Annotated in this window: 13 protein-coding genes and 1 riboswitch; of the genes, 12 read left to right on the forward strand and 1 reads right to left on the reverse strand. The window is 33.6% G+C overall.

The features are described from left to right. Positions 1–26: 26 nt before the first annotated feature. The 4 genes from G7051_RS16285 to G7051_RS16300 all read left to right on the forward strand — a co-directional run bounded on the left by G7051_RS16285 (position 27) and on the right by G7051_RS16300 (position 6,267). Positions 27–3,392, forward strand: a complete 3,366-nt coding sequence (locus G7051_RS16285) for an AAA domain-containing protein (RefSeq protein ID WP_166201950.1) — start codon at positions 27–29, stop codon at positions 3,390–3,392. Between the two features lie 574 nt (positions 3,393–3,966). Beyond that, positions 3,967–4,458, forward strand: a complete 492-nt coding sequence (locus G7051_RS16290) for a helix-turn-helix transcriptional regulator (RefSeq protein WP_166117189.1) — start codon at positions 3,967–3,969, stop codon at positions 4,456–4,458. A gap of 130 nt (positions 4,459–4,588) precedes the next feature. Then, entirely contained in the window at positions 4,589–5,368 is a 780-nt protein-coding gene (locus tag G7051_RS16295) for a dihydroorotate dehydrogenase electron transfer subunit (RefSeq protein ID WP_166201952.1), read from the forward strand. Beyond that, positions 5,356–6,267: a dihydroorotate dehydrogenase gene (locus G7051_RS16300; RefSeq protein ID WP_166201954.1), complete on the forward strand. Its 912-nt coding sequence runs from the start codon at positions 5,356–5,358 to the stop codon at positions 6,265–6,267. Before G7051_RS16295 ends, G7051_RS16300 begins: the two co-directional genes overlap by 13 nt. Before the next feature lie 89 nt (positions 6,268–6,356). On the opposite strand, the gene G7051_RS16305 is transcribed toward G7051_RS16300, so the two are convergent. Next, positions 6,357–6,965, reverse strand: a complete 609-nt coding sequence (locus G7051_RS16305) for a SagB/ThcOx family dehydrogenase (protein ID WP_166201956.1) — start codon at positions 6,963–6,965, stop codon at positions 6,357–6,359. A 162-nt stretch (positions 6,966–7,127) separates the two neighbouring features. Between G7051_RS16305 and G7051_RS16310 the strand changes: the two genes are divergently transcribed. From G7051_RS16310 to G7051_RS16345, 8 genes are all read left to right on the forward strand, one after another. Beyond that, positions 7,128–7,841, forward strand: a complete 714-nt coding sequence (locus G7051_RS16310; protein WP_166201958.1) for a hypothetical protein — start codon at positions 7,128–7,130, stop codon at positions 7,839–7,841. Further along, a complete protein-coding gene (locus G7051_RS16315; protein ID WP_166201961.1) occupies positions 7,835–9,037 on the forward strand; it encodes a DUF4105 domain-containing protein in 1,203 nt (400 codons plus the stop codon). The genes G7051_RS16310 and G7051_RS16315 overlap by 7 nt, the downstream gene beginning before the upstream one ends. A 48-nt stretch (positions 9,038–9,085) precedes the next feature. After that, a complete protein-coding gene (locus G7051_RS16320) occupies positions 9,086–10,669 on the forward strand; it encodes an alkaline phosphatase family protein (RefSeq protein WP_166201963.1) in 1,584 nt (527 codons plus the stop codon). 50 nt (positions 10,670–10,719) lie between these two features. Continuing rightward, complete coding sequence (gene secA, locus G7051_RS16325) at positions 10,720–14,016, forward strand: preprotein translocase subunit SecA (RefSeq protein WP_166201965.1); 3,297 nt, start codon at positions 10,720–10,722, stop codon at positions 14,014–14,016. Positions 14,017–14,242: 226 nt separating this feature from the next. Beyond that, positions 14,243–16,807 (forward strand): DNA gyrase subunit A, encoded by a 2,565-nt coding sequence (gene gyrA, locus G7051_RS16330; RefSeq protein ID WP_166201967.1) that lies wholly within the window; start codon positions 14,243–14,245, stop codon positions 16,805–16,807. A 24-nt stretch (positions 16,808–16,831) separates the two neighbouring features. Beyond that, positions 16,832–18,097: a hypothetical protein gene (locus tag G7051_RS16335; RefSeq protein ID WP_166201969.1), complete on the forward strand. Its 1,266-nt coding sequence runs from the start codon at positions 16,832–16,834 to the stop codon at positions 18,095–18,097. Between the two features lie 431 nt (positions 18,098–18,528). Beyond that, complete coding sequence (locus tag G7051_RS16340) at positions 18,529–19,107, forward strand: superoxide dismutase (RefSeq protein ID WP_166117753.1); 579 nt, start codon at positions 18,529–18,531, stop codon at positions 19,105–19,107. 134 nt (positions 19,108–19,241) lie between these two features. Then, a riboswitch (TPP riboswitch) is annotated at positions 19,242–19,329 on the forward strand. Between the two features lie 110 nt (positions 19,330–19,439). Further along, a complete protein-coding gene (locus tag G7051_RS16345; protein WP_166201971.1) occupies positions 19,440–21,653 on the forward strand; it encodes a TonB-dependent receptor in 2,214 nt (737 codons plus the stop codon). The last annotated feature ends 8 nt before the right edge of the window (positions 21,654–21,661 follow it).

Raw genomic sequence — 21,661 nt, forward strand, 5'->3', positions numbered from 1 at the left:
ATTCGACAACTACAAATTAAATATACTTGTTAGAGAATAAGAAAAGAATACACGAGATTATATCGGAAATTGAAGAAAACAATAATTCGAAAATCTCTATTCGTGAAAAATATATTCACTTAAAACGAATATTAGAAAGAAACTGCAAAGAGATTACAACAAAAGACTCTTTGCAGTTTCCTTCATTATTTTCACGCATAGTTTACATTTCTCAAAGCTACAATCTACCCAAAGGATTAGAATGGCAGCTACAAAACATAAGGGTAAAAGCATCTTTTCTTTTAAAAAATGAAAAAAATACTGTCTCTGAAAGACAATATAACTCCGGCTATAAGAGCCTAATTGAATTTATATCGTTCATTTACTCTGATATCCCGACTTATAAATATGAAGATAATACACAAATAGAGGAAGAGAGAATAATTATCAATCTTACCTATTTACGTATACAAGTAGTTGAAATAGATTGGGATAATGAATTTGTAATAGGTGCCAGCGACTCTATATCGAACTCCACAATCAAGATTAAATACAATGTCAAGAATATCAATGATACTTTTAATCCCACTATAAGTCGTTTATGGATAGGGGCACAGCTCAATTTATTGGAATGTAAATTAGACAATGATGGAAACTATATTCCACACTTTATAGTTTTAGAACCCGATTACCTGATTGATGCATCAGCAATAGCAGAATGTTTTCAAAATTATGGCAGATCCCATTTACATTATTTTCGGCGAAAATTTGAGCAAACACCCAATTCTCAACATATACTTTTAGGAAATTTAGCCAACTTTTTTCTGGATGAATTTATATTTTCAGATAATCCCGAATCGCTCGAATTCAATGATATATTCTTAAAAGGATTCAAGCAAAAACCGTTCGAATTTACAAGTTGTAATGATATCAAACAGACTGCAGATTTCCGGACTTTTATGACAAAGGCTCGAACTCAGTTCACAAATATCAAGCGCGTCATAACTCATGATTTCCCTCAGAATAATATAGATGCAGAAAAATGTACTCTGGAACCATCTTTCTTCAGTGAAAAATATGGATTTCAAGGACGACTAGATTTATTACAATTACCTGATTCTAAATCTGACAATATCCAAATCATAGAATTAAAATCGGGAGGATTGCCTTATCCAAAAGAAGATACAGGTAAAATAGCAATCAATCATGAAGTACAAACTGCCATTTATCGGTTAATAATTCAAAGTGTTTATGGCTATGATGAAAAGAAGATTACATCTGCCATCTTATATTCCGCTGCCGAAAATTCAGGAGAAAACTTTCGTTTAGCTGTAGTATATAAAACTTTAGAGAAAGAAATAATTAATCTTCGGAATCTCATTGTTGCTACAGAACATGATCTATATGTAGGCAATTATGAAACTGTGGAGAAATTATTTTCTGATATATGCAATTTAGATAATTATGGCAAAACTCCTGTTTTTTTCATTGATCAAATAGCAGATTTTCATAAAGTAATCTCAAGTATTTCAGATATAGAAAAGAAATATTTTTTCAGATACATCATATTTTTAGCTAGAGAATTATATATTCAAAAAATAGGTGATGATCATTTTGAGTCCAATAAATCAACTGCAAGTCTTTGGAATACAGAATTTAATGATCGAATAGATTCTTTTGATTTAATATCTGATCTCAAAATAAAAGAGATTGACGATACAGGACGGGATATGAAAATTCTTTTTGAGAGAAGTTCATCTTCAGATTTTATTAACTTTCGGGAAGGTGAAATTTGCATACTATACCCACATGAAGAAATAACCGATTCGGTATTAACCAATCAGATATTAAAAGGTACAATTGCTAAAATTACCCCTACACATATCCTTCTGAGATTTCGATATAAACAAAAAAATAAAACTTATTTCAATAAATACTCCTCATGGGCTATTGAGCATGACAAACTAGACCACGCTTATAATAATATGTATAAAAGTTTATATACTTTTATATCTTCACCAACTAACAAACGCGAGATAATATTAGGGCTCAAAAAGCCTCAATCTAAAGAATCAGATCATCAAATACCTGATAAAGAGATTACTATATTAGAGAAGCAGAATCTCATAATAGAAAAAGCAATTGCATCAGAAGATTATTTTTTAATTGTAGGCCCTCCCGGAACCGGAAAAACATCCATATTTGCCCGTCGATTAATTGAGCATTATTACAACAATACAGAGGATAATATTCTCATAATTGCTTACACCAATAGAGCTGTAGATGAATTATGTGAATCTATAAATCAGGCATTTAGCTGCAATAATAAAGAATGTGACAATTATATCCGTATAGGAACCGAACTTTCATGCGATCAGCATTACAGGCACAGATTGTTACAAAATATAGCTGATAAAGCAAAGAGTAGGGAAGAACTTCGAGAAATTATAAATAAGCAGAGAATATTTATAGGAACACTTGCTTCTATTACAGCAAAATCTGAATTATTTGATATAAAAAATTTCAATCTTTCTATAATAGATGAAGCATCTCAAATACTTGAACCTCAAATTATAGGAATACTTCCTAAGGTTGAAAAATTTATTATGATAGGTGATCATAAGCAGTTATCAACAATCACATTACAAAATCAAGATAAATCACAATCCAATAATGAGGAATTAAACATAATAAAATTATTAGACTGTGGAGAATCTCTATTTGAACGCCTTTACAGAGTTTGTCAAGCAAACAAGTGGGAGCATGTATACGATACATTAATATATCAAGGACGTATGCATCAGGCATTAGCTGAGTTCCCCAATAAGAAATTCTATGACGATGTCCTTTTACCGGCTAGTGTATGGCAAAAAGAATCTTTATCTTTTAAGATAACTGATAATCAGAATGTTTACGACCAAATAGTTAGTCAAAAACGACTTGATTTTATTAATTGTATAGATTATAATAATGGATCGAGTGATAAGATTAACTACAAAGAAAGTGAAATAGCAGTTGAATTATCAAAGTCCATATTACAGACATACAAAAATAATAACCTAAACTTTGATCCTCTTAAAACACTGGGGATTATAACTCCTTATCGAAATCAAATTGCTTTAATAAAGCACCAACTACACGAAACCGGAATTCCTGAGCTTCAAAATATTATGATAGATACCGTTGAGCGTTATCAAGGAAGTCAGCGTGAAATAATAATCTTATCATTCTGCATGAATAAACCATACCAGCTTGGTTTCTTCTGCAATTTAAATAGCGATAAAACAGTAGATCGAAAGCTTAATGTTGCGATAACTCGTGCCAGGCAGCAACTTTTTTTACTTGGTAATGAATATATACTAGCTCAAAACCCTATTTACAAAAATCTACTTGAATATATAAATTCATTATAATCTTCTTCGGATCAATACTCCTATAATATACTCCATATTGTAAATCATTCTATTTTTCGACTAAATTTAAAGTATACAAATGTTCAATCTTCACAAAATACACATTTGTGTCGGCAAATGATTGAGACATATTTGTATACCGTGTATTTATGTGATTAAATAATTTATAGTATTGTTTTAATGTAAATCAGAAATACATACGTAAATTACACTAATGTAAACTAAAATGAATAGTTAATTTATGAATACTATATATCTATAGATTAGACTATTAAATATATAAAAATAAATAATAAGTTTAATAAAAAAGCTCTTATTCCTTACTACCACTTGTATATAAGTAACTGAAGTAATTTTATATAACTTATTAATATAATAACTAATATTTTATATATATAATATAAATATATACTTCATAACAATTTAGTTCTGTATACAATAATATATAAATTTTAATTTACATATGGATATTCTATATGTATACAAATATACACAGCCACTATTTATTTTTGTGAAATATTTGTTATACATTTGTATAATCACATATGTTTACATCTTATAGATAAAATAAGGTATGAAAGAGCGCATTAAAAAGATAATGGAATCGGAAAATATGACTCCAGCCCGATTTGCCGATAGCCTACAGATTGGTAGAGCGGTAATTTCTCATATATTAAATGGTAGAAACAATCCTAGCCTGGATGTCATTACCCGCATTCTTACTCAAATGCCCGATATTGATTCACAATGGTTATTAACTGGTTCAGGTAATATGTACAAAAGTGAGATAAGTAGTCATAGCAGTGATAGTGATATCAAAAATCAGAATAGCTTACCTGATTTATTTTCACAACTATCTCAAGAGAATGAGAATTCAGTATATTCGACCAAAGACTCGGAAAATCTGAAATATCGCAAGGAAAATATAGTTGACACCTATCAAAAAGAACCACAATCGGCTATAAACGAAAGAATTATATACAAAGAAGCCCCTTCAAAAAAAGTTAAACAGATAATAATTTATTACACTGATAATACTTTTGAAGCTTTTACTCCTGGTCAATGACAATTTTCTTAAACCCTTTATTCTGAAAAAGCATAAGTTTTGATTAACTTTGTGTGATTTTTAATCCTTGTAGTAATTTATACTAACCAAAGCAATAAAAAAGGTCTCAGATCTTAGAAAATTTGTGCAAATGAAAAAAATGCTTGATTTGATTATTGTCAACAATGATCAGCTAAATCAAAATTATAGCCTTCTCAAATTATCAACTACTGATGGAGCTATACTACCAGAAATGTACCCCGGACAATTTGTAGAAGTTCATGTGGCTGATTGTTCCACTACTTTTCTCAGACGTCCTATATCTGTTAATTTTATAGATAAGTCTAAAAATGAGCTTTGGTTATTAATCCAAAAGATTGGTGATGGCACAAAGCGAATGGCTGAATATCAAAAAGGAGATATCGTAAATTTGTTACTTCCTCTTGGAAATTCGTTTACATTGCCTGAAAATATGAATAGCGAACTCTTATTGATTGGTGGCGGTGTAGGTACTGCACCTATGCTATATTTAGGGGCTCAGTTAAAACAACAAGGCTTCAAGCCCAACTTTCTCTTGGGAGCACGATCTTCGGAAGATCTTCTCCAGTTAGATGAATTTGCTAAATATGGAGAGGTATATACTACTACAGAAGATGCCAGCCACGGCGAAAAAGGCTATGTAACTAATCATTCAGTTTTAGAGAAAAAGAATTTTACACATATATATACTTGTGGACCTAAGCCTATGATGATGGCTGTGGCAAATTATGCTCATAAAAAGCAGATCAATTGTGAGGTTTCACTAGAAAACACAATGGCTTGCGGTTTTGGCGTATGTCTTTGCTGCATCGAAAATACCCAACGAGGTAATGTATGCGTATGTACAGAAGGACCGGTGTTCAATATTAAAGAATTGAAATGGATAAGCTAAGAGTAAATATAGGTAACCTGAGTCTTAAGAACCCTGTAATGACAGCATCGGGTACTTTTGGTTATGGAAAAGAATATGCGGATTTTATTGATTTATCGAAACTTGGAGGAATCTGTGTAAAGGGAACTACATTACATGATCGTCAGGGCAACGATTATCCGAGAATGGCAGAAACCCCTTCAGGAATGCTTAATGCTGTAGGCTTACAGAATAAAGGTGTAGACTACTTTGTTTCGAATATTTATCCCGAAATAAAAGATTTTGATACTCATATCATAGTTAATGTATCAGGTTCTACCCTTGAAGATTATGCTGAATGTGCAGCCAGACTAAATCATTTGGATAAAGTTCCCGGAATAGAATTGAATATCTCCTGTCCGAATGTAAAAGAAGGCGGTATGGCTTTCGGAACTTCGGCTTGTTCGGCAGCAGAAGTTGTAAAGGCTGTAAGAAAAGCATATGACAAAACAATAATAGTCAAACTATCTCCTAATGTTACCGATATTACAGAGATAGCACGTGCCGTTGAATCTGAAGGAGCTGATGCAGTATCCTTGATCAACACACTATTAGGAATGGCTATTGACATAAATAAACAAAAAACTATTTTATCGACAGTCACAGGAGGCTTATCAGGGCCTTGCGTTAAGCCAATAGCACTACGTATGGTTTGGCAGACATATAATGCCGTAAAAATCCCTGTAATAGGCATGGGAGGTATATCATCATGGCAGGACGCTATCGAATTTATACTTGCCGGTTCATCAGCTATTCAAATCGGAACATATAACTTTATTGATCCAACTATATCAGTTAAAGTATTAGATGGTATATTAGCATACATGGATCAACATAATATTAAAAATATTAATGATCTAGTTGGTCAACTAAAATCATAAACATCTGTAAACAAAACACTTATTAAGATAAAAATAAAAAAGGTTGCTGATTAGCAACCTTTTTTATTCTATATACATTTATATATCAATTATTTAGGATATCCTACAGCTTGTACTAAAGTCACGTCCTGCTTATCAGTCAATTTTAGAGCTGGAGGTAATTTGGCTCTGCTGAATGAACCTCTGGCAACAGTACCCAACCCTTCAGATGCACAGAAAAGATATACATTTTGAGAAATATAACCTGTATCAATAAAAGCAGCTTCTCTATTTGATGCTTTATCCAGATTAGCCACAAATACTAAATTTACAGCAGCATCGTTTACATACGCTTGTGAACCGAGACCATCTCTTAAATCACCTTTAACATGCAACTTTAGTTTATTTTCTTTAGCATCATAAAAATAAACACCGTCTTTAAACATCACATACACATCAATCTCCTGACGATCTTGAGACGAAGGTGCTGTTCTTTTGTCTGGGCGATTAAATCCGTTAGTAGCCCAAAGCAAATTAGACAAGGTCTGATTGTCCAATTCCTTTCCCGAAAAATCTCTTGATGATTGTCTGTCATTTAATGCTACAAATAATGATTTACCTCCTGTTTTTACTGGAGCAGGTAATTCTATGATTTCTTGCTGAGCGCAAGCGAATAAAGCTGATGCAAATAAGCAAATAGCAATTAGTAAATGTTTCATGTTACTTTCTTTTTTATAAATTATATGTACAAAAATATACTTTTATCAAGAGACTTCATCTATATGTATTTCCTTTTGTTAATCTTTTCTCTTCATTTTTTATATAATTAAGAAGTTTGTCATATAGATATATGCATTATCTTTGAATCAAATTTCACAATTATGAGATATCCTTTATTCTTATTATTGGTAATTATCATTATAACATCTTGCTCTAATAGATCAGAGCAAGCTTATAAAGAGAAAATTATCTATTCTGATACTATTCAGAATGTTACTTTAGAGGATAATACCATACAAGAATATTCTTTTATAAATGATACGACACTACTATATCTAACAGGAGACTTTAATGGTGATGGAATAAAAGATACGCTTTATGAACACTATTTTAGTAAAACATTAAATAAAGAAGTACCTGTTCCTCATTCAAATGGTGATATTGATTTAGCTGATAGTATTATTGGCAAAGTATATGATCTTGCCCCTATATCCTTTATGACATGTAGTAATAATAAGATCGACACATTGTATTTTTCAAACTCATCACCACTTTTCGGTTTATATTATATAAAAAATGAAGGCGATTTGGATGGAGATGGAGGTGATGAAATCTCATTCATATTGGCTTGGGCTGATTATTCAACTACAAACGAATGTTATATAATCAGTTATAAAAAAGGAAGATGGGTAAACCTATATTCTTTTCCAACATGGGAATGGGCTGCCGACGAACAGATTGACAAAGGTGGTCTAATAAAAAAAATGTCAACAAATAAGATAGAAGTTAATTATAGAACAGATGAAGCTGATCAGGCTACTAAAATAGTAGACTTAAGTAAGCTTCCTAAAGATACTCCCCTTAAAACATGGTAAGAAAAATATTCCTGATTGTACTTGCTTCAATAACATTTATAGCTAATATAAATGCTCAACAAGTACAGCTTTCTGATTCGGCTAAAATAAGTTTATTAACCAGTTCCCCTTGGGATAAAGAGGTTTACGCTATATTCGGACATACCGCCATAAGAATACAAGACCCTGTTAATCAATTTGATGTTGTATTTAATTACGGATTATTCAGCTTTGATACTCCTAATTTTATGCTTCGGTTTATAAAAGGCGAAACCGATTATATGGTTGGAGCCGAAAACTTCAACAGATATATAGAGGAATACAAATCAAGAGGAGTTGGGGTTACTCAGCAAACATTAAATATAACCCAAAAAGAGAAACAAAAGATATTTGATGCTTTAGTTATAAATAGCTTACCCGAAAATCGAGTTTATAGATATAACTACTTCTATGACAATTGCTCAACTCGTCCAAGAGATATAATCGAAAATAATATTGAAGGAATTATTCACTATAAGCAAACAAATAATAAGCAAACATACAGAGACTTAGTCCATGAATGCGTTTGGTCAAAACCATGGATACGTTTTGGGATTGATTTAGTTATTGGAGCTGGTGCTGATAAAGAAATAACAGATAGACAAAAGGATTTTTTACCTTTATATTTAATGAGTGCTTATACTCAGGCAACCATAAAAAATGCAGATGACAGTAATCGTTCTCTTTTATCTGAACAAGTGGACATATCTATTTCTCCTAAAAATGACACATTTATACTAATAGATCCCCCCTTTGCTATTGGTTGTTTATTATTAGTTTTTACTTTGATAATTTCAGTATTATCCTATAAAAAAAATTACATTTTAATTGGGAAGATATTCGATACCTTTTTGTTTGCTGTAGCAGGTATTGCCGGATGTATTATATTCTTTCTGATGTTCTTTTCTACACACCCCTGTACCAATCCAAACTGGAATATTATATGGTTAAATCCACTTCAATTACTATTCGCATTTTTCTTTTTAATAAAACTGCTCTCAAAATATGTGTACTACTATCATTTTATTAACTTTGCAGCATTGATACTGCTGCTTTTGGCTTGGTTTTTGATACCACAGTATCTGGAGTTAGCTTTTATTCCATACATCCTTTCCCTATGTATACGATCGGGAGTGAATGTATTACAATATAAAAAAATCTTATTCCTCTATAATTAAACAAATTACACAATTATAGAGGAATAAAAAGATTAGCTTGATAGTTTAATGATAAGAATAATAACATCCCTTGTAGCTGTACTTACAGTGACATCTATACAATCGCAAACAGCTTTGAGAGAAACTCCAAAGTTGGTGATTGGCATAACTATTGACCAGTTACGGGCTGATTATCTCGAACTATTTCAGCATACTTTCTCTGAAAGAGGATTTAAAAGACTATTAAATGACGGTTTGGTATATCAGAATATGGTATTTGATTTTCCAAATCTCAATGAAGCCTCCTCGATTGCCACACTATATACAGGCACAAACCCTTCTCATCACGGAATAATTTATAGTAAACGCTTTCTGCCTGACAGAAATTCAGAAGTTTCTATTTTTGAAGATAATGCTTTCCTTGGAAATTATACCAAAGAAAAGCTTTCTCCTGCCGCTTTACGTGTAGGAACTATTACCGATGAACTGAAAATTGCATCTAAAGGAAGATCCGATATATATAGTTTTGCTCCAAATTCGTTTCAGGCACTAATTTCTGCCGGACATGCTGCTAACGGAGCATATTGGATCGAAGACTATTCCGGAAAATGGGCTACATCGACCTATTTTAAAGACTTCGATTGGAGCGTAGAACAAGAAAACAGATCGAATATCTATCCGAGCAGAATAAATACACTTGTTTGGCAGCCGTTACTAAGCACTGACAGATATAATTTATTTCCCTATGGAAGTGAAGCTGTTAGTTTTAGCAATAAATTACTAAAAGCAGATAATTCATTCCAATTATTTAAAGAATCTCCTTTCGTCAACGAGAATATAACCAAGACAGCTATAACATTGATGCAAAAAGCTGATATGGGAAAACGCTCACGTCCTGACTTTCTGGCTCTGACATATTATGCAGGAAATTTCTCGGCATCATCCGATGGCGAATATTCATACGAGATACAAGACACATATGCTCGATTAGACAGAGAAATAGCTACATTATTGGATCAAGTTGAAAAGACTGTTGGCCTACAAAATACTTTGATCTTTGTTACTTCTACAGGATACTATAGCTCCAATGTAGTTAGTACCGATAATGTACAGTCTTCAGCAGGTATATTCTATACCAACAGATGCGAGGCTTTACTCAATATGTACCTCATGGCTATATATGGTAAAGAACAGTGGGTAGAGAAATATCACAATCAACAAATATATCTGAACCGAAAACTGATAGAAAGCAAAAATATCAGCTTAGAGGAAATTCAAAATAAAGCAGCCGAATTTGTAGTACAATTCACCGGAGTACAAGATGCAACAACATCTATACGACTTCTTACAGGAAAGACAGACTCTAATATGCAGGCTTATCGAAATATCTTAGACAAAGATATTTCAGGAGATATTATAATCCAGATTCGCCCCGGATATCAGATTATAGATGAGCAAAATCCCTCGTCATTAAAAAAAATACAACGAGAGACTGCTGTAGTTTGCCCCGCAATTTTCTTTGGTTATAATATTAAACCGGAGAAAATAAAAAGAACAATTAAAGCAACAGAAATAGCACCAACGGTATGCCGTATTTTACGTATACGATCTCCTAATGCCGCTAAAGACCAACCATTACCCGAGTTCCTTTAAGAAAGGAAACTCACTATTAAAAACTTTTAAAATAATAACAAACAATATATATGGGATTTAATGACATTCTAGCCAAACTTTTTGGCAATAAATCTACAAGAGATGCAAAGCATATCACACCTTATGTGGAAAAGATAAAAGCTGCATACCCGGCTATAGAGGCTCTATCTAATGATGAACTAAGAGCTAAAACCGAAGAACTTAAAAAAACGATACAAGATTTTGTTTCAGCAGAAAAAAATAAAATAGCTGAACTTAAATCAGGAATCGAAGATATTGACATCGACCAAAGAGAAGATATCTGGGCACAAATAGACAAATTAGAAAAAGAAGTTACCGATAAATACGAAACTGTATTAGATCAAATTTTACCGGAAGCATTTTCTATTGTAAAAGACACTGCTCGTCGTTTTACTCAAAATGAAGAAATTGTAGTTACCGCAACAGATTTTGATAGAGAACTAGCAGAAACAAAAGACTTTGTACGCATTGAAGGAGATAAAGCAATTTATCAAAACCGGTGGATGGCCGGAGGTAATGAAATTACCTGGGATATGATCCATTATGATGTACAGTTATTCGGAGGGGTTGTTCTTCATAAAGGTAAAATTGCAGAGATGGCTACCGGAGAAGGAAAAACCTTAGTGGGTACACTTCCTGTTTTCCTGAATGCTCTTACCGGAAATGGTGTTCATTTGGTAACAGTAAATGACTACTTGGCACGACGTGACTCGGAATGGATGGGACCTCTATATATGTTCAATGGTTTATCTGTTGAATGTATAGATAAATACCAACCAAATTCAGAAGGTCGTCGCAAAGCTTATCAAGCAGATATTACATTTGGAACAAATAACGAATTTGGCTTCGACTACCTTCGTGACAATATGGCTATCAGCTCTTCAGACTTGGTACAACGCAAGCATAACTATGCGATTGTCGACGAGGTTGACTCTGTATTAATTGATGATGCACGTACACCTCTTATCATTTCGGGACCAATACCTAAAGGTGAGATTCAAATGTTTGACGAATTTCGCCCCCGTGTAGAAATTATCGTAAAAACACAAAGAGATCTTTGTACAAAACTTCTTGCTGAAGCTAAGTCAAAAATGTCTTCTTCTGATTCTAAAGTACAAGAAGAAGGAGCTCTATTGTTATACAGATCATATAAAGGTTTACCTAAAAACAAACCTCTTATCAAATTTTTAAGTGAACCCGGTATTAAATCGGCAATGCTTAAAACAGAAGAGCACTACATGTCAGAACAAATGCGTAATATGCATATTGTTACTGATGATTTGTACTTCGTTATTGATGAAAAAAATAACAGCATCGAATTAACAGATAAAGGTATCGATCTTTTGACCGGTAATTCTGATGACCCTCATTTCTTTGTTCTTCCAGATATTGGTGCTCAAATGGCTGAAATAGAAAATGCCAATACCACAGATGAGCAAAAAGCGGAACAAAAAGATGAATTGATGCAAAACTACAGTGTCAAATCAGAGCGTGTTCACACAGTTAATCAGTTACTTAAAGCATATACTTTATTTGAAAAGGACGATGAATACGTTGTTATTGATAACAAAGTAATGATCGTTGATGAGCAAACCGGTCGTATTATGGACGGTCGTCGCTATTCTGATGGATTACACCAAGCTATAGAAGCTAAAGAACAAGTAAAAGTAGAAGCTGCTACTCAGACTTTTGCGACTATTACCCTGCAAAATTATTTCCGTATGTACAATAAACTGTCAGGTATGACGGGTACTGCCGAAACAGAAGCTGGTGAGCTATGGGATATCTACAAACTAGATGTTGTGGTAATTCCAACCAATCGCCCTATATCTCGTCAAGATATGAATGATCGTATCTATAAGACAAAACGTGAGAAATATGCAGCAGTAATCCAAGAAGTAGAAGACCTTACATCCAAAGGACGTCCTGTTCTAGTTGGTACAACTTCTGTAGAAATATCTGAATTATTGAGTAGAATGCTTACTCAACGCAAAATCAAACATAATGTACTGAATGCTAAGTTACACCAGAGAGAAGCCGAAATTGTAGCTCTAGCCGGACAAACTAGTGCTGTTACAATTGCGACAAATATGGCAGGTCGTGGTACCGACATTAAGCTTTCCCCTGAAGTTAAAGCTGCAGGTGGTTTAGCTATTTTAGGTACTGAAAGACACGAATCTCGTCGTGTTGACCGTCAGTTACGTGGTCGTGCCGGACGTCAGGGAGACCCGGGTTCATCTGTATTCTTTGTTTCATTGGAAGACCAATTGATGCGTTTATTTGCTACTGAGCGTATTGCCAGTCTAATGGACAGAATGGGATTCAAAGAAGGTGAAGTTCTCGAGCATAACATGTTGAGCAAATCGGTTGAACGTGCTCAGAAGAAAGTTGAAGAAAATAACTTCGGTATTCGTAAACGTCTGTTAGAATATGATGATGTAATGAACTCTCAACGTGAAGTTATTTACAAACGTCGCCGCCATGCCCTTATGGGAGAACGTATTGGCATAGACATTATAAATATGCTTTTCGATTCTGCCAGCTCAATTACAGAACAATACGCAGAAAGTCAAGACTATGAAGGTCTGAAAATAGAAATACTTCGTGTATTATCAATGGAATGTCCTATTGATGAAGATACATTCAGATCAGCAAGACCCGATAAGCTTGTAGATATCGTTTATGAGCATGCTGTGAAGAATTTTAAACACAGAATGGACAGACTGGCAGAAATTGCTAATCCTGTAATTAAAGATGTATATGAGAACCAAGGAGGAAACTTCGAGAATATATTAATTCCAATTACTGACGGTAAGCGTATCTATAATGTTACTTGTAACTTGAAAGAGGCTTACGAAACAGGTTCTAAAGGAGTTATTAAATCATTCGAGAAATCAATTCTTCTACATACAATAGACGAACAATGGAAAGAACACTTGCGTGAGATGGATGAACTGCGTCATTCGGTACAAAATGCAAGTTATGAACAAAAAGATCCACTATTAATTTACAAACTTGAATCTTTCAGTTTGTTCAAAACAATGGTTGACAGTATCAATAAGAAAGCTGTAGCTATTTTGATGCGTGGTCAAATACCGGTTCGCCAATCTGAAGAAGTACAGGAAGCTAAAGTTGAAGAAAAGACCGACTTCAGCAAATACAAAACAGAAAAAGAAGATATAGACGAAGAACAAGCTCCAAAAGAAGAGAATAAAAAACCTAAACAAGCTCCGATAAGAGTTGAGAAAAAGTTAGGTAGAAATGATCCTTGCTTCTGTGGAAGTGGCAAAAAATACAAAAATTGCCACGGACAAGATGAAGTTTAATCATTAAGTTATCTTCTGAGATATACAGGAGTCTTATATTGCTTATTTTTAGCAATATAAGACTCCTCTCTTTTTTATTACAATCTTCATCCGGAACCTTTACTTTGTGTGGAAATGTTTCCAAAATTGAAAGTTTTTTTGTAATTTAGCAGGGTTTTTAAAGTCAGTAAGGCTTTAGCAATAAAAGGAAACAAATAAAAAAATATTATATTAAAACTTATCTTTAATGATAGATCAGGAAGATAGAATTATTAGAATTAACATCGAGGACGAAATGAAATCGGCATACATTGATTATTCAATGTCTGTGATTGTAGGTCGTGCTTTACCCGATGTTAGAGATGGATTTAAACCTGTACACCGCCGTATTCTTTTCGGTATGAGCGAATTAGGGAACACATCCAATAAGCCTTATAAAAAATCTGCGAGAATTGTAGGGGAAGTCTTAGGTAAGTTCCACCCGCATGGTGATTCATCCGTATATTTTGCCATGGTCCGCATGGCTCAAGAATGGAGTATGCGCTATTTGTTAGTTGATGGTCAGGGTAATATGGGTAGTGTAGATGGAGATTCTCCTGCTGCTATGCGTTATACCGAAGCTCGTCTTAGCAAACTTGCAGAAGAAATGCTAAAAGATATCGACAAAGATACTGTTGACTTTCAGCTTAACTTTGATGATACTTTAAAAGAACCCACAGTCTTACCAACGCGTATTCCCAATTTATTGATAAATGGGGCTTCTGGTATTGCTGTAGGTATGGCTACTAATATGCCTCCTCACAATATGTCTGAAGTCATCAATGCAACTGTTGCTTATATTGATAACAGAGAGATTGATATTGAAGGATTGATGGAATATGTGAAGGCTCCTGATTTTCCCGGAGGTGGATTCATCTATGGTTATCAAGGAGTTAAAGATGCTTTTGAAACAGGACGTGGACGTGTTATTATGCGTGGACGTGCTGAAATTGAAATGGATGGAAACCATGAAAAAATTGTTGTTTCCGAAATTCCATATCAGGTTAATAAAGCTGAGTTAATTAAACATATTGCCGATTTAGTAGGAGATAAAAAAATTGATGGTATCAGTAATGTCAATGATGAGTCAGACCGTTCAGGGATGCGTATTGTTGTTGATATTAAGAGAGATGCCAATGCGAATGTCGTACTAAATAAACTATACAAACTTACCGCCCTACAAAGTTCTTTCAGTGTTAATAATATTGCTCTGGTAAAAGGTCGTCCTCAAATGTTGAATTTGAAGGATATGATTTCATTGTTTGTTGAACACAGGCATGAAGTTGTTATTCGCAGAACAAAATACGATCTTCTAAAAGCTCAGGAAAGAGCCCATATTTTGGAGGGGCTTATTATTGCATCTGATAATATTGATGAAGTAATTGCTATCATACGTGGATCTAAATCTCCACAAGAAGCAATCGAGGGATTAATCAACCGATTCCAATTATCGGATATTCAATCTCGTGCAATTGTAGAGATGCGTTTACGTCAATTAACTGGACTGGAGCAAGATAAACTACACAGTGAATATTCAGAGATACAAAAACTAATCGAGTATCTTAACAACATCTTAAATGATGAAGCACTTTGTATGCAAGTTATCAAAGATGAATTGGTAGAAGTAAGAGATAAATATGGAGATAATCGTCGCAGTGAGATCGTTTACTCGGATATTGAGATGAATCCGGAAGATTTCTATGCTGATGATGAGATGATTATAACAATATCTCACCTAGGATATATTAAACGTACACCTTTATCTGAATTTAAGGCTCAGCATAGAGGTGGAGTGGGAGTTAAAGGTTCAGAAACACGCGATACGGACTTTGTTGAATATATCTATCCAGCATCTATGCACAACTATATGTTGTTCTTCACTCAAAAAGGTAGATGTTATTGGCTAAGAGTATTTGATATACCTGAAGGCAGTAAAAACTCTAAGGGCAGAGCTATTCAAAACATGTTGAATATTGAGGCTGAAGATAAAGTAAATGCATTTATTAGAATTAAAGGTCTTAATGATACTGAATTCGTAAATAGCCATTTCCTTGTATTCTGTACTAAACAAGGTGTTATTAAGAAAACAAGCCTTGCAGCATATTCTAGACCTCGTCAGAATGGTGTAAATGCCATAACAATTCGTGAAGATGATAAGGTTATTGAAGTACTATTGACTGATGGTAACAGTGAAATCTTAATAGCAAATCGTAACGGTAGAGCTATTCGTTTCCATGAATCCGATGTTCGTGAAATGGGACGTACAGCAACCGGCGTACGTGGTATGCGTATAGATGAAGATCCTACAGATGAAGTAATCGGTATGATTGCTATGTCTAAAGATGCTCCAGAAGAAACTATAATGGTGGTCTCTGAGTTAGGATATGGAAAACGTACCAGACTGAATGACGAAGATGGAGAACCTGTTTATCGTATCACCAGCCGTGGAGGTAAAGGGGTTAAAACCATGAGCATTACAGAGAAAACTGGTAAACTTGTTTCTATAAGCAATGTTACAGATGAGAATGACTTGATGATTATTAATAAATCGGGAATAACTATCCGAGTAAAAGTTGATAATCTGAGAGTTATGGGACGTGCTACACAAGGTGTGAAACTGATTAATTTAGGTAAACGTAATGATCAGATTGCATCAGTATGTAAAGTTATGTCTGAGAAGGATGAAGACATCATTGTTGATGATGAAATAATCTCTGATGAATTAAATAATGAGAACAATATATCTTCGAATGAAGAAAATTCTGCCGAATAATAATTATTAAAACTTTAATAAACGATGAAGAAAGTACTTTTGACAGCAACATTGTGCATGGTAGTAGCACTATCTTTTGCACAAAAAAAGGCGGTAAAAGATGCTAAGAGTGAAATGAACTCGAACAATTTTACTGAAGCTCGAGAACTAATTAAACCTGCACTTACAGACCCGGAAACAGCTAATGATGCTGAAACTTGGAAAGTAGCAGGAGACATTGAAAATAAAGCCTTTGATGCTCAAAGAACAAATCAAATGCTTCAAAAAGAATTTAAAGAAGATGTTATGTATGACGCTCTCTTAAATTCGTATGCTCCTTATATCAAAGCAGATGAACTAGGACAAATACCTGACGAAAAAGGTAAAGTGAAAAATAAATTCAGAAAAGATATAGCAACAACATTGAGAGTGAATCATCCATTCTTCATCAATGGCGGTGTGTATTACAATGATAAGCAAGATTATGGCAAAGCATCTATATTTTTTGAAAAATATTGGGAATTACCATCTTTACAAGTATTTGCTGATGATAAAGACAAAATAAATACAAATGATAGCACATTCCAAACTATTAAGTATTACGCTGTTATCACTGCTATTCAAGCTAAAGAAGATCAAAGAGCTATTCAATTATTAAGTAGAATCCTTTCTGAACCATTTACACCTAATAGTACTTACAAAGAAAGTGATGTATATGAGCTTTTAGCTAGCGAATATGAAAATACTAAGGACAGCGTAAACTTTGTAAAAACGTTGGAACTTGCAGCTGCTAAATTCCCTGAAAATAAATATTTTGTTCCAAACTTGATAAATCAATATATCAAGGCCGGGAAATCGGAACAAGCTATAGCATATTTAGATAAAGCTATTGCCAATAATCCCGAAGGAGCATGCGACATGTATAGTGTAAAAGCTTCATTATTTGCAGAAAAGAAAGATTTTGCTACTGCTGATGCTACTTATCAGGCTGCTCTAAGTAAAGATGCTGCTTGTGAAAGAGCCTTAGAAGGTTTAGCTGTTTCCTATATTGTTCAAGCACAAAACTTGAAAGAAGAAGCAGGAAACGTTTCTACAGCAAAAGAAAGAGCTGAACTTGATGACAAGGCTAAAGATCTATACAACAAAGCATTTCCTTTATTGGAGAAATATAAATCATCATTGGAAGGTCGCAAAGCAGACGAACAAGAAATCAAATCAATGCTAGTAAAATTACAAAACGTATACTATAATCTAAATATGGAGAAAGAATACGAAGCTGTAAGTGCTGAACTTGAGAAATATAAATATTAAATTCAAAAAAGAATATAATATCTTTATAAAGAGGCTATCTTTCGGGTAGCCTCTTTTTTTGCTTAAGTATATATAGTAAATCGGATCTCATAAATCCCAATGCTAAATGTTATATAATTACCATTATGTTTAATTATGCTTTTAGATATTCTAATAAAGAAAAGCCAAAACGGGTTTACAACATTAAGTCAACTAAAGATTTATGTTAAAGAATATACCCCATCAATACAGACTTAGAAACAATCTATATAAATAACAGAGCAGATTTGAAACAAATATCATTTAGTTTTGTTTTATTTGTATAACGCTTAATTAAAAACAACAAGTTTATGACTACGATTATATCTTACTTTCTAATTACTTTGCTTAGTTTAAATTTAAACGTAGAAGATCAAACAAATAATAATAACGATAATAAAAGTATAAAAGCTATGAAATTTGAAATGCCTAAGTTGCCATATGCAACAAATGCCTTAGAGCCAGTTATCAGTCAACAAACTGTAGAACTACATTATGGTAAACATCTTCAAACGTATGTAAATAATCTGAATAATTTAGTACCGGGAACTAAATTTGAGAATTCAGACCTAATTACGATCATTAAAGAAAGCGATGGAGCTATATTTAATAATGCAGGTCAAATTTTGAATCATGATCTTTATTTTGCTTCATTTACAAACCCTGGTAAAGGTGGTTCTCCAAAAGGAAAATTAGCTGAAGCAATTACTGCCCAATTTGGTTCATTCGAGAATTTCCAAAAAGAATTCAATACAGCTGGTGCTGGTTTATTTGGTTCAGGTTGGGTTTGGTTAGCTAAAGATGCCAGTGGTAAACTTTCGATCGAGAAAGAACCTAATGGCAGTAACCCTGTTGTAAAAGGTCTAACTCCAATCTTAGGTATTGATGTATGGGAACATGCTTATTACCTTGACTATCAAAATCGTCGTGCTGACCACTTAGCAGAGGTTTGGAAAATCATCAATTGGGATGTTGTTAGTGCTCGTTACTAATTATAAGTCAACAATATATTAAAAAGAAAGCTCCTAGTTATAGGAGCTTTCTTTTTATCCCCCCTATCCTATTTTCCTACGACATTTAACATAAACTTGTCTGATTTATATCTTTTCTTTCATATCTTTGCCTCCTGATCTAGGGGTGCCCACAAGGCTGAGATTATACCCGTATAACCTGATCCGGATAATGCCGGCGGAGGGAAATAGATATGCTTTTAGCGCGCACTGCATACTACTTCAAAATAAAGGTACACTCTCCTATCCCCTTTTTTATTTAACAAATTAGATAAAATAGCTCTGCTTTTTTATCGTTAACCATCATTATTTAAATGAAAAAGGAAATAATATCTCTTACAGCTTTTCTCACCAGTATTTCTATCTTTTCAGAAGAAATACCTGACAGTCTAAAACAAGTGAATCTCAGCGAGATTATTGTATCAGCCACACGAGTTAGTGGACGTGCTCCAATTGCATTTTCAAATATGAGTGCTGTACAAATTAAAGAAAATAATGCAGCAAGGAATATTCCTTATATTCTAGAAACCATGCCTTCAGTAGTTGCTTTTTCAGAAGATGGTTCGGGTGTTGGTAACACCTCTCTTCGCATAAGGGGAACAGATGCTACTCGTATCAATGTCACCCTAAATGGCATGCCTTTAAATAACCCTGAAAGTCAGGAAGTATATTGGGTAAATATCCCTGACATATCCAATTCTCTGCAAAGTATCCAAGTTCAACGCGGTGTAGGGTCATCAACTAATGGTTCCGCGGCATTTGGAGCTAGTATATCATTAAAAAGTCAAGGAGCAAAACCTGAAGCATATGGTGAAGCATCAACAGCTATTGGAAGTTATAATACTTTTACTTCTACTATTGCAGCAGGAAGCGGAATTCTAAAGAATGGACTTTCTTTTGATGCCAGATATTCTCGTGTAACAGGAGATGGATATATCAGAAATGGTAGTGTAAACCACAGATCTGCATATGCAGCATTATCTTATTATAACGACAATCAGTTATTTAAACTGAGCTATATCAATGGTATTCAGCATACAGGGATAACATGGGAAGGTATTAGCCCTGAACAGATGAAAATTGATCGCAGATACAATCCGGCAGGTCGATTCTATGACAGTGCGGGAAATGTGCACTATTATGATAACGAAACTGATAATTATTATTCCAATATAGTACAGTTTACATACTCAAATGCTTTATCAGAACAATTGTCTTTAAACATTGGATTAAATTACAATCATGGGTATGGCTATTACGAGAATTATAAAATGAATCAGAAATTTTCCAAGTTTGGTTTAACCCCACAATTGGTAAACGATTCATTATATAAGTCTTCAGATATTATCAGACGTAAATTAATGAAGAATAATTTTTATACGGGGAATATCACTTTAAGCTATGCTACAGATCGATTAAATCTTATTGGAGGAGTTATGCTGTCTTCCTATGCCGGAGATCACTATGGCGAGCTTAAATGGGCTAAACTCAATCAAAATATACCGTCTAATTACGAATGGTATATGAACGATGCAAATAAAAAAGAATTTAATATATTCACCAAAGGTACTTACAGGGTTACAGACGCATTCTCTATTTTTGGAGATCTTCAATATCGCTATATCGATTACAGAATGAAAGGTATTGATGATGATTTAGAAGATATAACTAATAATAATTACTTTAGTTTCTTTAATCCGAAAGGAGGAGTTTCTTATAATTTCGATGCTAAAAACGATATTTATGCTTCTCTTTCTTTTGCTCAACGTGAACCTCTTCGCACCGATATAAAGGAATCATACAAGGGAGGCAGCTATCAGCGCATTAAACCAGAACAGATGCTTGATTATGAATTAGGTTATAGATACGCTTCAAAAGAGGCTTCCTTCAATGCAAATATCTATTATATGAAATACAAGGATCAAATGGTGCAAACAGGAAAACTAAATGACGTAGGATATAAGTTGATGGAAAATGTACCTGACAGTTATCGTCTGGGATTAGAGCTTATTGGTGCATATCAGTTTGCAAAATGGGTACGATTAGATGCAAATGTTACTATAAGCAGAAATAAGATAAAAGACTATACAGCTTATTTTGATTTATATGATAATCAAACAGATTATAATTTTGTCGGTCAGACCTCAGAGCACTTTAAATCAACCGACATTTCATTCTCTCCTAATGTTATAAGCAGTGGTACTGTAACTGTTACTCCCTATAAAACTCTGACATTAGCACTTATTGGTAAATATGTAGGAAAACAGTATTATGACAATACTTCTAACTCCGAAAATCAATTAACAGACTATTTTGTGAGTAACTTTGCGGCAAGTTATACATTCAACACTCAAAAAATAGGAGAAATAAATCTTCAATTCTTTGTCAATAATATATTTAATAAAGAATATGTAGCCAATGCTTGGGTATCAACGGATAAATTTAAAGATAATACACAATTGGTGTACACGGGCCTGTTTCCACAAGCTACACACAATATAATGGCAAAACTGGGTATCAGATTCTAATAAAACAG

The sequence above is a fragment of the Dysgonomonas sp. HDW5B genome, from assembly GCF_011299335.1.
Taxonomy (GTDB): domain Bacteria; phylum Bacteroidota; class Bacteroidia; order Bacteroidales; family Dysgonomonadaceae; genus Dysgonomonas_A.